The organism is Phaeobacter sp. LSS9 (assembly GCF_003443595.1).
GTDB classification, from domain to species: Bacteria; Pseudomonadota; Alphaproteobacteria; order Rhodobacterales; family Rhodobacteraceae; genus Phaeobacter; species Phaeobacter piscinae.
The window spans coordinates 42,939-55,653 of sequence record NZ_CP031956.1; the positions used below are offsets into that span (position 1 = coordinate 42,939).

Below are 12,715 nucleotides of genomic sequence, written 5' to 3' on the forward strand. Positions count from 1 at the left end.
TCAGCCGCCGCTGGCCAAACTTTCGACGCTGGCGATGGGGGCCAGCGGGCTGGCCAGCAGGGAAATCGTCTTGGTCCACTGGGCGTAGGGCGCCTCTGTCACGTAGAGCGTATCGGAATCGCGGATGACAAAGTCGCGTGCCACAAACAGCCCGTTGGGTTTGGTCAGGTTCAGCACATAGACCAGCCGCTGCGCGCCGATCAGATCGTTGCGCCCCAAGACCTGATTGGCGATTTCGGCAGGTTCATTGCGCAACACAAAGACGCCGGTGGGATCCGACGCGGTGGAGACCAGACCGCCGACCTGCGCAATCGCTTCAAGGGCGGAGAGGTTCTGGCTTTCAAACGGGACGCGCGCCTGCGCGCTGGTGGCGCCCAATGCGGTGAAGGACCGGCTGTCCTCTTCCACCAGGATTTTGTCCCCGCCGCGCAGGGCAATGTCCAGCTCCGGGTGTTTGAAAAGATCCTGGAACCAGATGGTGCCACGCTCGGCGCCACGAATGACGGTGATCTGGGCGTTTTCAGGCTCAATCGCGACGCCGCCTGCACGGGCCAGCATGGTCGCCAGCGTCCGGGTGGGGCGTTCAATCGGGTAGACACCCTGTCCACCTACAGCCCCGGTGAGGCTGACGGTTGCGCCATCGCCTGCAAGGCGGCGCACCTGAACCTGTGGGTCCGGGGTCTGGTCTTCCAGCTTCTTGGTGATGGTGCGGCGCAGCTGATCCGGCGTATTGCCCGAGGCGCGCAGCCGCCCAGCATAGGGAACGAAGATGAAGCCGGCACTATCGACCTGCACCTCTTCCAGAACCGTGGCATTGGTTGTTTCAGCCGCCAGCAACCCGTCGTCGACGTTTTCCCAAACCGTGAGGCCAAGAACGTCGCCGGGGCGGATCACATCGGAGGTCAGCCGACCGGCGCTGCGGAAACTGTCAGAAAACCCAAGCGCGGGCACAACAGCGGTGGCACGGGTGACGCGGTCATTGACCGAAACGATGAAGGCATCGCCTTCTTTTTGCACGGAACCGGCGTAGATCTGACGCTTGTTCGGGCCGACCTGGGGAAGGCCACAGGATGCTGCCAGCGAGACTGCGGCCAGAATCGCAACCGGTCGCGCCCATTGAAAGGGAACGGTTTTCACTGCTCGGTCTCCTCGACCTATTATTGTTTTGCCTCAAGTTTTGGGGCCAAGCTAGCGCAGTGTCTTGAAAAAATCCAGCCTTAGAGATGTGGCGCCTCAGCTCACCACACGCAACTGTTGCCGCGGTGCCGCTGTCCCCTGCATCAGCGCCTGATAGGGGTCTTCTGCCGCCAGCATCATATCCACCACCTGCCGCAGCAGTTGGCGGCGACCCTTGCGGGAATAGAAGCCACCGGGAAGTTGCGAGGTTTCCAGAAGATAGCGGCGATAGTCCTTATAGGCGCGGTTGTCCGGCCTTGCGGGCGCGGCAAAGAAGTCCGCCAGTGGCTGGGTCGAAACAAACTCTGGCTTGTCATAGACAGCCTTGCCGAACACCTTCAGCGGGATGCCGCGCCAGAGCACCTGCTGACCTGCGGTTGAATTCACGGTAACGGCGGTGCGGGCCTCGTTCAGCAGGGCGGCCAGTTTGCCGCCGCGCACGTAATGCACGCGATGTTCCAGCCCGTAGCGTTTGGCCAGCTGACGGACGGTGCGCCGGATCGGAACCCGGCCGTCCTCAAGCGGATGCGCCTTGACCACGAGGTGGTGATGACGTGGCGCACCCTCAGCGAAGCCCTGAAACACGTCGGTCAGGAAATCCGTCAGGCTGGCAAAGGGCGAATGCTCCTGAAAGGCGCTGTCATGTTCCAGTTGCAGCAGCGCCAGGTGGTAGGGGAAACCGCCGTTGCGGATGCGTCTTGTGGCGATCCGACGCTCAAGTGCCTGAAACGGCATCAGCAGCAGGCGGCGCAGATATAGTTGAAATTCGCGGGTGACCGGCAGCGCCCGATGGGGGCGGAACTGGCGGTAGCCACGATTGAGCAGCATGACAAAGCCATGATAAAGCGCGCCGTAAAAGACATGCTGCCGGGTATCGCCCCAATGGGACGGCGGCAATGGTGCCTCCATGTCGGACAGGGCAAGGGCCGCGGTCATCTGCGTGACCGGCATGTCCATCAGCCGGGAATGTCCGTTGGAGCCCTCCCGTTCATAGGTGATCCAGTACGGGCGCAGATAGCCTTCCTCAAACACATGCACCCGGATGCCGCGTGCGCGCGCAGCGGACACAGCTGTTGCGTGGATCGGACGGGTGTCGCCGTAAAGCACGAGATCGGTAATCTGACGATCACTCAGCACCTGTTCAAGATGTGCAGGCCAGTCCTCCGGTGTGCCGCGATAGGGCAGGTAGCTGGTCTTGTCGCGCCAGAACGCCTGATCGCCCGCGTTGAAACCGACGCGCCAGACAGCGCAGCCAGCCGCCTGCAGCATCTCTGCCAGACTGGCAAAGAACGGCCCGTGAGGCCCTTGCAGAAACAGGAAAGCGCGCTGTGGATCGTCGGTCTTGTGCATAATGGGTCAAATATATCCCGATTGTACAAACAATGGCTTAACCGCTAATTCGGCTTAACCATATTCGCGGTCTAGGGTAGGGCGCCGGACCAGCGCAAGGCAAGAGCGGCCATCGGTGTCGGGCATTTGCAGAGCCGGGCGGGTTCATCCGGCAACAGCGGGGCTTGCCGCGCGGCGGTCCAATGGCTACCAGAGAGGCGCCGGCCGATCAACACGGCCACAACCGCATTTGCAGGAGCCCGCCCATGTTCACAGGCATCGTCACCGATATCGGCATCATCACCGAGCTGGAGCAGCAGGGCGACCTGCGGGCGCGGATCAAGACCGGCTATAACACCGCCACCATTGATATCGGCGCCTCGATTGCCTCCGACGGCGTTTGCCTGACAGTGATCGCGCTGGGTGACGATTGGTATGACGTGCAAATCTCGGCCGAGACCGTGTCCAAGACCAATATCGGCGGCAACGGCTGGACCGTTGGCAAGCGGGTCAATCTGGAACGCGCGCTGAAGGTTGGTGATGAGTTGGGCGGCCATATCGTGTCAGGCCACGTCGATGGGGTCGCCGAAGTGGTGGATATCCGCGATGAGGGTGACAGCACCCGTGTTACCCTACGCGCGCCACAGGATCTGGCACGTTTCATCGCACCGAAGGGGTCGGTTGCGCTCAACGGGACTTCACTGACTGTGAATGATGTGGAGGGCTGTGATTTCGGCATCAATTTCATCCCGCACACCAAAGAGGTTACAACCTGGGGGGATGTGGCTGTCGGTGATGCGGTGAACCTGGAGATCGACACGCTGGCCCGCTACGTCGCGCGGTTGAACGAAGCAAGCTAACTCTGGTCACCTACGCCGACCGGAACGACCGTCTAGAGCTGAGGCAAACGGCTCCCGCCCCTTGGTCGCGGCACCACCAGTGCCGCGCAGAGCGTTGGGCCGAGCGCGCCTCCTTGGCGGCGCGCGTCAACGCTTGACTGCAGGGCGACTGGCAGGTCGGGACGCTGCCACGTTGACGATCCAACCCGCCAACTGACAGGCCTGCTGCTGACGGCGACGCCGCGTCCGGGCTATGGTCTGCCGCATGCAGGGCTGGTATTTGCGGGATGGCTGGTCTATCCCGCTTTGGTATCCACGGCCTTGCTCGGGGCTGTGGGGGTCGCATAGACCGCTGTCCACGACTGCCCACCGAAAGGTTGCCTGAATGAGCTTTGAAACACCGGGGCCGATTGAAGCCCAGCTGCGCGATGCAATCAGCCCGATTGAAGAGATCATCGAAGAGGCCCGCCAGGGGCGGATGTTTATCCTCGTGGATCACGAAGATCGCGAAAACGAAGGCGATCTGGTGATTGCCGCCGAATTTGCGGATGCTGCGGCAATCAACTTTATGGCGACTCACGGGCGGGGGCTGATTTGCCTGCCGATGACCGCCGAACGGGTTGATGCGCTGGGGCTGCCAATGATGGCTGTGAACAACTCCTCGCGTCATGAAACCGCCTTCACCGTATCAATCGAGGCGCGCGAGGGTGTTTCGACCGGGATTTCGGCAGCCGACCGCGCGCTGACCGTTGCGGAGGCCATTAACGAGAATAACACCATGGCATCGCTCGCGACACCGGGCCATGTCTTTCCGCTGCGGGCGAAGCGGGGCGGGGTTCTGGTGCGGGCGGGCCATACCGAGGCTGCGGTTGATATCTCGCGCCTCGCCGGGCTGAACCCGTCCGGGGTGATCTGTGAGATCATGAATGATGACGGCACCATGTCGCGGTTGCCGGAGCTGGTCACCTTTGGCAAGACGCATGGGCTGAAGATTGGCACGATCAGCGATCTGATCGCCTACCGGGCGCGCAACGACAATCTGGTGGTTGAAACCTCGCGCGAGACTGTGACGGCCGAGATTGGTGGTGATTGGGAGATGCGCCTGTTTACCGATCAGACCCATGGCATCGAACATGTGGTGATGATCAAAGGCGATATCACCACGCCGGAACCTGTGCTGACCCGCACCCACGCGCTGCATGAGGCGACCGATCTGCTGGGGCTAGGGCCCAAGTCGGCCCGCCAGCTGCCCCGCGCGATGGAGTTGATCGCCGCGGAAGGGCGCGGTGTGGTCTGCCTGTTCCGCGAGCCGCGTAGCGCGCTCTATGCGCAGGACGACGAGGGTCCGCGCACCATCAAGCAGACCGGTCTGGGCGCGCAGATCCTCTCAAAAATGGGGCTGCAGGAGCTGGTGCTGCTGACAGATTCGCCCTCCACCACCTATGTTGGACTGGATGCCTATGGGCTGACCATTGTTGGCACCAAACCTCTGTTGAAGGACGCTTGATATGGCTGCACATGAAACCCACTACACGCTGGACCGCCCGACCTTTGACAAGCCGGTGAAGCTCCTGATTGTCGTCGCCCCTTATTACAAGGACATTGCCGACAATCTGGTCGCCGGGGCGCAGGCGGAGATTGAGGCCGCAGGCGGCACCTGTGAGCTGATCGAGGTGCCCGGCGCGTTGGAAGTGCCCACCGCCATCGCAATCGCCGATCGCAGCTCAAACTTTGATGGCTATGTGGCGCTGGGCTGTGTGATCCGGGGCGAAACCACACATTATGAAACCGTTTGCAATGACAGCAGCCGGGCCATCCAGCTGATGGGTTTGCAGGGGCTGTGCATCGGCAATGGCATCCTGACCGTGGAAAATCGCAAGCAGGCAGAGGTCCGCGCAGATATTAAAGATCAGAACAAGGGGGGCGGCGCTGCCGCTGCGGCCTTGCATCTGATCGCGCTGACGCGTAAATGGGGCGCCCAAACCAAGGGAGTCGGCTTCAAGGCCCCTTCCGAGGCCATCAGACTGGCCGACTCAGATAATGGACCCACCACCGCATGACCACCTCGGACAGCCAGGGCGCCGCTCGCAAGGGCAGTGACAAGCACAAGATGAAATCAGCGTCCCGGCTTTATGCCGTGCAGGCGCTGTTTCAGATGGAACATAGCAATCTGACCTTTGACAAGGTCATCGTCGAATTCGAAGACCACCGGTTTGGTGCAGTCTATGACGGCGATGAAATGGCTGAGGGCGACTCCAAGAGCTTTCGCAAGCTGATTGAGGGCGCGGTCAACGAACAGGCCAAGATTGACCAGATGACCGACCGTGCGCTGGTGGCCAAATGGCCGATTGCCCGGATCGATCCGACGCTGCGCGCCTTGTTCCGTGCCGCTGGCTCTGAGTTTCTGACGGGTAAAACCCCGCCCAAGGTGGTGATCAACGAATTCGTCGATATCGCACGCGCCTTCTTCCCGGAAGGGAAAGAGCCGAAATTTGTGAACGCCGTGCTGGACCACATGGCCCGCGAGGCAGCGCCTGAGGCATTTTGAGGCCCGCTTGGCAGGCGGCATCCCTTGGTAACGGGATGCAAAAAGCCAGGTGAAGATAGAGCGTCATGTGAAGACAATTGGAAAGCGTGCCCCAGTGGCGCGCTTTTTTGATTCTGCTTCCGAAGGCGAGCGTCAAAGACCGGGCGACATGCGTCAAATTCCGCCGATCTGCCATTTGCCGCTGGACGCCCCAGCAAAGAATGCTACCGTTTTTACTGTAGCAGGAGGGCGTTTTATGCCGAAGCTGGTGAGACTCTATATTCAGAATGTGGTGATTGGCTTTGCCATCGCCGGGGCCTTTGTCGGGATGCTGTTGTGGTTCAATGTAATGAACCTTTGGCATCTGGTCAGCACATCGGACAGCGGGTTGCTGGCGGTTGCGCTCCTGTGGTTCATGAACGGGATCGTCTTTGCTGGAGTGCAGTTCGGCTATGCCGTGATGTCGCTCGCAGGGAAGGACGATGGCCCGCGGGGCGGAATGCGCATCACGCCGGATGTGAAACGCGAGATGATCCCTGTGCGGGTCCCCGCCGAGAAAGCCTCCAGACAGCTGCCGCGTCGCTGACCTTTAGTCCGCGTTTCGATGTGGCTTGGGCACACTTGCCCCCAATCGACCAGCCGTGCCTCTCTCAGGCGCGGCTTTTCTTTTGTCAGATCGAATTGTGGTGGAATGCGGCGGGACCACCAGTCAACCGTGCGGTTTTGATTCCCGAGGACCTGTATGTACAGGTGGGCGCCAGGTAAAAGGACCAGGGTCCGAACAGAGCCAGCTCCCTCGGAATTGCTTAAGGCCACTGGAATGCTACCTGTCACGAGAAGGGCAGAACCCGCCTCCGCTCTAATTAGGGGGCGGGCAGGGGGGAGACAAGGGGGTGGCCCAAGTCTTTTCATGCCGTTGGTCACCGCAGAGCACTCAGCGCCGCTGACAGGGCGTGATCAAACGATTGGTCCATGGCGTGGACTTGCTATTTGTTCATGAATTGTTCACATTGCCGCCATGGTACAGGATCTTGCCCCCGGTCAGCGTCTTGCGCGCGGCGTGGCGCGTCACATGGCGACGCTTGGCTTTGTCACAGTTGAGGAATTCGTCCCTGCGCGCGGTCTTCGGGTCGATGTTATGGCGCTTGGCCCGAAGGGTGAGCTATGGGTGGTGGAGTGCAAGTCCAGCCGCGCCGATTTCCAGTCCGACAGCAAATGGCAGGGCTATCTGGAGTGGTGCGACCGTTATTTCTGGGCCGTGGATCTGGCGTTTCCGAATGAGCTGTTGCCGGATGACAGCGGGCTGATCATTGCAGATGACTACGACGCGGAGATTGTCCGCATGGCGCCGGAGCAGAAGCTGCCCGCCGCCAGACGCAAAAAGCTGATCCAGAAATTCGCGATGGATGCGGCCAGTCGCCTGCATCGGTTGCGTGATCCCCAGCCGGGTGCGGCTGGGACCTGGGGTGTCTGAGGGCCGGTTCGGTCCCGAGATCAGGTGTTGAGGCTGCGCGCGGCCTGAGCGGCTGCCATGATCTCTTCGGCGATTTCATTGGCCTCTTCCGGGTCGAAATCCATCGGGATCTCGATGCCATCCGCTTCGATGAAAATGCGCACCATGCCAGCATCGGTGGGGCCGATCTGCATATTGGCTTCGATGTCACGCTCGGTATTGATGCTCATGCGGCACTCCTGTCGTCGGGCTTGCGTTAGCTGGTTCTGCTAGCTTGCCAGCAGTCTAAAGGCAAGAACCCGCCGCCACCAGACGGGGTATGTCAGACGGGGTATGTCAGACGGGGTATGTCTGGGTGCGCGCGACCCGTCCCATTGGCGGCACATCTCTGCACATTGAGGGTAAAAACTTGCGGCTTTCCTCTTGCGCTCTCATCGCCCCTGTATTAAATCGCCCTCAGTGCCGCCTTAGCTCAGTAGGTTAGAGCGCCTGATTGTGGATCAGGAGGTCCCCCGTTCGAGCCGGGGAGGTGGTACCACTCTTCACCCCAAGAAAATCACGATTTAGACGGAAACCGGCTCAAGCCTGTGCTGCGTTGGTTTTACCTTTATCCTGTGAATTCAACGCTCTCTCAAGCCTGTGAGGCTCTGCCTGTTGACTTGTGACCGCCGCCTTACGTCAGTTGTCGGCAGGCTGGATCTTCAACCGCTGCTCGACTGCGCCGCTCAGGTTGTTCAGGATCAGGATTTCATCCTCATCTGTCACCACCGCAATCCAGCCGTCGCCAAAGGTCACGGCGCGGGCACTGACGCCAGTCGGCAGGGAGACAGTTTCCGGCAGGTTTGGACCGGATGCAGACAAACGGATGACAAGCAGGGTCAGAACCACTAAGAACCCGCAAATCATGATCACCGTCAATGTGGTCACCAACCGCCGCAGGAACACCAGCTGGGGCGGTTCACTTTGATTATCTGTTTCAGAAGGATGTGTCATGGCCCGCCGCCGGATCGAGTTTGTCATCGCGGAAAACCCGCCTAAACGGCTTGATAAAGCGGTTTCGCGTGATGTGCCAGAGGAAGCCACCCTGTCCCGCACCCGACTGGCCCGCCTGATTGAGGCTGGGCAGGTGCAGGTGGACGGTGTGGTCGTGACCGACCCCAAGGCCAAGGTGGCGGCAGACGCGGTTATCGAGATCACCGTGGAGGAGGCCGAAGACAGCCACATAGGCCCCGAGGATATCCCGCTTGAGGTCATCTATGAAGACGACGATCTGATTGTCATCAACAAACCCGCAGGCATGGTCGTGCATCCGGCGCCTGGCACGCCCTCCGGCACCTTGGTGAACGCTTTACTGCATCACTGCGGCGACAACCTCTCCGGCGTGGGCGGTGTCAAACGTCCCGGCATTGTTCATCGCATCGATAAGGAAACCAGCGGGTTGTTGGTGGTGGCCAAATCCGACGCCGCCCATCAGGGGTTGGCGGCGCAGTTTGAGAAACACACAGTGGAACGCTACTACCGCGCCATTTGCTACGGTGTGCCTGACGCCAACGATCCACGGCTGCGCGGTGTAAAAGGCACCAGTTTCGAGCCGGGCAATATCCTGAAGCTGACCACCCAGTTGGCCCGTCACAAGACCGACCGGCAGCGGCAGGCGGTTCTGTTTCAGGGCGGACGTCATGCCATCACCCGCGCGCGCATCGTCGATGCCTTTGGCACACCGCCAGTTGTCGCCTTGATCGAATGCTGGCTGGAAACCGGGCGCACCCATCAGATTCGCGTGCATATGGCGCATGCAGGCCACGGGCTGGTTGGGGATCCTGTTTATGGCGGTAAGCGCAAGCTGGCGGCAAAATCGCTGCCGGAAGACACCGCCGCTGCCATCCAGACCTTCCCGCGTCAGGCGCTGCATGCCGCGGTTCTGGGGTTCATCCACCCGGTTACAGGCGACGCCATGCGGTTTGAGGCGCCCCTGCCGGAAGATATGGCGCATTTGCTGCAAAAGCTGGGAACCGCCGGCGCATAATGTGGCCTCTTAGTTGGTAAGTTGCTGAATTATAGGGGCGATTACCCGCGCATTCGGTGTGGATGCGCGGCTCCTTTGTGTGCAAATCCCTGTGAACTTCGTCACAGACCGCTTTTCTTACGATTCCTATAAGAGATAAACTTGGCAACTCTTGAACGGGGCTATGCGTTAACCCATATGACAAGATGTTAAGTCCTTATACATTGGGAGGGACACAAAGAATGGCGAATTATGCAAACCTGCCCGCACCAACACCCGAAGGCGGGCTGAATCGGTACCTTCAGGAAATCCGCAAGTTCCCACTGCTGGAACCGGAAGAGGAATACATGCTGGCCAAGCGCTGGGTGGAAGAGCAGGACAGTGCCTCTGCCCATAAGATGGTGACATCGCACCTGCGTCTGGCGGCAAAAATTGCGATGGGATATCGCGGTTACGGCCTGCCCCAGGCCGAGGTGATCTCTGAAGCCAATGTCGGCCTGATGCAGGCGGTCAAACGGTTCGACCCCGAGAAGGGCTTTCGCCTTGCGACCTATGCCATGTGGTGGATCCGCGCGTCTATTCAGGAATATATCCTGCGGTCCTGGTCGCTGGTGAAGCTGGGCACAACCTCGGCGCAGAAAAAGCTGTTCTTCAACCTGCGCAAGGCCAAGGCCCGTATCGGTGCGCTTGAAGAGGGCGATCTGCACCCGGACAGCGTCAAGAAAATCGCCACTGATCTCGGGGTGACCGAGACTGAGGTTATCTCCATGAACCGGCGTATGTCCGGTGGGGACGCGTCCCTCAATGCCACTGTTGGCAGTGAGGGCGAGGGCACCATGCAGTGGCAGGACTGGCTGGAAGATGAAGACGCTGATCAGGCTGGTGACTATGAGGCACGCGATGAGCTTGAGGCCCGGCGTGAACTCCTGGCAAGCGCGCTTGAGGTGTTGAATGACCGCGAGAAGGATATTCTGACTCAGCGCCGTCTGGCCGATCAGGCTAAGACGCTGGAGGATCTCAGCACGCAATATGGCGTCAGCCGCGAGCGGATCCGCCAGATCGAGGTGCGCGCCTTTGAAAAGCTGCAGAAGAAGATGCGCGAACTGGCGTCCGAGAAGGGCATGTTGTCAGTCCAGTGACGCCAGCAGATCTGCGCTGCAAATGTGATGAAGCGGCCCCGCTTTGGGGCCGTTTTTCATCGCTTGGCAGGGGGGCGTGGATTCGCTGTTATACCGGGCAGGGCCTTAGCCTTGGCGGGTTTCAAACGCCTTAAGAAAACAGATCGAAACTCTACGTAATAATGTTGCGAAACGGGCAATTGAAGGCATTGACCTAACGCTTTGTTAGGGGGCAGCGGCATAGTGTCGAGGGATGTAATTCCTCAAAGGACCAAGTGACCGATGCCGTCCATATTCTTTCGTCTTCCCATCCGTATCTACGCAGTGGTGGCGATGGCGCTCGCACTTTCCGTGCTGTTGACCGTCCTGCTGTTGTCGCGTGCTGTTGATAACGCCTATGCGATGCGCGACCGTGAGCTGCACAACATCATCGACACCTCGATCAGCCTGCTCGCCGATCTTGAGGCGCGAGTGCAGTCAGGTGATCTCACCGCCGATGAGGCGCGCGCCCAGGGGCGTGAAGTGATTGAAAAAATCCGTTTCGAGACGTCCGGGTATCTCTTTGCCTTCGACCAGGACTTGGTTGTGCGGGCGCATCCGATGGTGCCCGATTGGGTGGGCACCGACCGGTCCGGTTTCGAAGACGTGAAGGGCATGAAGGTTTTCCAGGAACTTGGCAAGGTTGCCGCCAGTGACGGTGCTGGATCTGTCCGCTATTGGTTCCAGAAACCAGGGCAGACCACGCCAGAACAGAAAATCGGCTATGTGCAGGCGTTTGAGCCCTGGGGCTGGATCATCGGCACGGGATCTTATGTGTCTGACATCCAGGCGGACCTCGCGCAGATGCGGATCGAATCGATGATCACCCTTGGCGTGAGCCTGGTTCTGCTGATGATTGCTTCGACCGTCCTGTTGCGCAGTGTTACGGGGCCGATCAATGGGCTGAAGGCGCGGATGGCCTCCATGGCAGAGGGCGAAACCCATGCGGATGTTCCCTACACGCAGGCCCGCAGCGAAATCGGCGAAATGGCCCGCACGCTGGAAGCGTTCCGCGAGAAACTGGAGCAGCAGGAGGAGATGAAAGGCCATCAACAGGCCCGCGATGCGGAGCGTGCTGATGTGGTGCAGGTTATCTCCAGTCGCCTGGCGACGCTGTCACAGGGGGACCTGACCGTTCGCATCAATGAAAACCTGCCGGAGGATTACGCCCAGCTGCAGCGTGATTTCAACCGCACGGCGGAAACCTTGGGCTCCACGGTCACCCAGGTGATTGACACAGCCGAGAGCATTCGCAGTGGCGCAAATGAAATCAGCCAGGCCTCTGACGATCTGTCCAACCGCACCGAAAGCCAGGCCGCCACGCTGGAGGAAACCGCCGCCGCTCTGGATGAGATGACGGCCAGCGTGAAATCCGCCGCCGAAGGCGCGCGCAGCGTCGAAAGCATCATGCAGGAGGCCAAACAGGAGGCCGAAACCAGCGGCGAAGTGGTCCAGAGCGCAGTTTCTGCCATGACCGAGATCGAACAATCCTCAAGCCATATCTCGCAGATCATCAGTGTGATTGATGACATCGCCTTTCAGACCAACCTCCTGGCGCTCAACGCCGGGGTGGAAGCCGCACGTGCCGGCGAGGCGGGCAAGGGCTTTGCCGTGGTCGCCAGCGAAGTGCGGGCCCTGGCGCAGCGCTCCTCGGATGCCGCGATGGAAATCAAGACCCTGATTGGCGACAGCACCAAACAGGTGGAGCGTGGCGTGGATCTGGTTGGCAAAACCGGCGATGCGCTTCAGGGCATTGTCGAGCGGGTCAGCCATATCTCGCAACTGGTGTCCGGCATTGCGACCGGGGCCAGCGAACAGTCCACTGGCCTGCATGAGATCAACACTGGCGTGACCCAGCTGGATCAGGTCACCCAGCAGAATGCCGCCATGGTTGAAGAGGCCACCGCCGCCGGTCACATGTTGAACGCTGATGCCAGCAAGCTGGCGGAACTGGTCGCCCATTTCCGTGTCGCAGCAGGCGGCGGGCAGGCCCCGGCCCGTAAACCCGCAGCGGCCACAGCGCCAACCCGGAGAGCGGTTGCCACGCAGGAGGCCACACCGGCCGCCCCCAGCGCCCATGGCGATGATTGGGACCTTGAGGCTGTCACACCACAGCCAGCGCCCGCAGCAGCCAGCACCAGCGGCAATGCCGCCAAGGACATCTGGCAGGATTTCTGATCCCGCCAAAAGCCGCCAACCCCAATTCCAAGCCAAGTGAGGTCAGCTCAG

13 protein-coding genes and 1 tRNA gene are annotated in these 12,715 nt (G+C 60.4%); 10 read left to right on the plus strand and 4 right to left on the minus strand.

The genetic code is table 11. The features are described from left to right. A complete protein-coding gene (locus tag D1820_RS00225) occupies positions 1-1,137 on the minus strand; it encodes a polysaccharide biosynthesis/export family protein (protein ID WP_024097976.1) in 1,137 nt (378 codons plus the stop codon). 96 nt (positions 1,138-1,233) lie between these two features. Further along, on the minus strand, positions 1,234-2,526 hold the full coding sequence (locus D1820_RS00230) for a capsule biosynthesis protein (RefSeq protein WP_118067487.1): 1,293 nt from the start codon (positions 2,524-2,526) through the stop codon (positions 1,234-1,236). Positions 2,527-2,771: 245 nt separating this feature from the next. Here D1820_RS00230 and D1820_RS00235 point away from each other — a divergent pair, with 245 nt between their 5' ends. From D1820_RS00235 to D1820_RS00260, 6 genes are all read left to right on the plus strand, one after another. After that, positions 2,772-3,365 carry a riboflavin synthase gene (locus D1820_RS00235; RefSeq protein WP_118067488.1) on the plus strand — a complete coding sequence of 198 codons (594 nt, stop codon included), beginning with the start codon at positions 2,772-2,774 and terminating at the stop codon, positions 3,363-3,365. A 364-nt stretch (positions 3,366-3,729) separates the two neighbouring features. Beyond that, positions 3,730-4,851, plus strand: coding sequence for a 3,4-dihydroxy-2-butanone-4-phosphate synthase (gene ribB, locus D1820_RS00240; protein WP_014874000.1), 1,122 nt, complete (start codon positions 3,730-3,732; stop codon positions 4,849-4,851). A gap of 1 nt (position 4,852) precedes the next feature. Continuing rightward, the gene (locus tag D1820_RS00245) at positions 4,853-5,404 is read left to right on the plus strand and encodes a 6,7-dimethyl-8-ribityllumazine synthase (protein WP_118067489.1); all 552 of its coding nucleotides are present in this window, start codon (positions 4,853-4,855) and stop codon (positions 5,402-5,404) included. Next, on the plus strand, positions 5,401-5,892 hold the full coding sequence (gene nusB / locus D1820_RS00250; RefSeq protein WP_118067490.1) for a transcription antitermination factor NusB: 492 nt from the start codon (positions 5,401-5,403) through the stop codon (positions 5,890-5,892). The genes D1820_RS00245 and nusB overlap by 4 nt, the downstream gene beginning before the upstream one ends. Positions 5,893-6,127: 235 nt before the next feature. Then, positions 6,128-6,457 (plus strand): hypothetical protein, encoded by a 330-nt coding sequence (locus D1820_RS00255; protein WP_096868451.1) that lies wholly within the window; start codon positions 6,128-6,130, stop codon positions 6,455-6,457. A 432-nt stretch (positions 6,458-6,889) separates the two neighbouring features. Continuing rightward, positions 6,890-7,345, plus strand: coding sequence for an MmcB family DNA repair protein (locus D1820_RS00260; RefSeq protein ID WP_040173627.1), 456 nt, complete (start codon positions 6,890-6,892; stop codon positions 7,343-7,345). Between the two features lie 20 nt (positions 7,346-7,365). Here D1820_RS00260 and D1820_RS00265 read toward each other — a convergent pair whose 3' ends face one another. After that, positions 7,366-7,554, minus strand: coding sequence for a DUF6324 family protein (locus D1820_RS00265; RefSeq protein WP_014874005.1), 189 nt, complete (start codon positions 7,552-7,554; stop codon positions 7,366-7,368). A gap of 231 nt (positions 7,555-7,785) precedes the next feature. On the opposite strand from D1820_RS00265, the gene D1820_RS00270 reads away from it, so the two are divergent. After that, positions 7,786-7,862, plus strand: a tRNA-His gene (locus tag D1820_RS00270). Positions 7,863-8,002: 140 nt separating this feature from the next. Here the strand turns inward: D1820_RS00270 and D1820_RS00275 are convergent. Next, entirely contained in the window at positions 8,003-8,317 is a 315-nt protein-coding gene (locus tag D1820_RS00275) for a DUF6476 family protein (protein WP_118067491.1), read from the minus strand. On the opposite strand from D1820_RS00275, the gene D1820_RS00280 reads away from it, so the two are divergent. The 3 genes from D1820_RS00280 to D1820_RS00290 all read left to right on the plus strand — a co-directional run bounded on the left by D1820_RS00280 (position 8,316) and on the right by D1820_RS00290 (position 12,664). After that, on the plus strand, positions 8,316-9,350 hold the full coding sequence (locus tag D1820_RS00280) for an RluA family pseudouridine synthase (protein WP_118067492.1): 1,035 nt from the start codon (positions 8,316-8,318) through the stop codon (positions 9,348-9,350). The genes D1820_RS00275 and D1820_RS00280 overlap by 2 nt on opposite strands. 221 nt (positions 9,351-9,571) lie before the next feature. Beyond that, positions 9,572-10,468, plus strand: coding sequence for an RNA polymerase sigma factor RpoH (rpoH, locus tag D1820_RS00285; RefSeq protein WP_014874008.1), 897 nt, complete (start codon positions 9,572-9,574; stop codon positions 10,466-10,468). Positions 10,469-10,729: 261 nt separating this feature from the next. Then, positions 10,730-12,664 (plus strand): methyl-accepting chemotaxis protein, encoded by a 1,935-nt coding sequence (locus D1820_RS00290; RefSeq protein ID WP_118067493.1) that lies wholly within the window; start codon positions 10,730-10,732, stop codon positions 12,662-12,664. Positions 12,665-12,715: the final 51 nt, after the last annotated feature.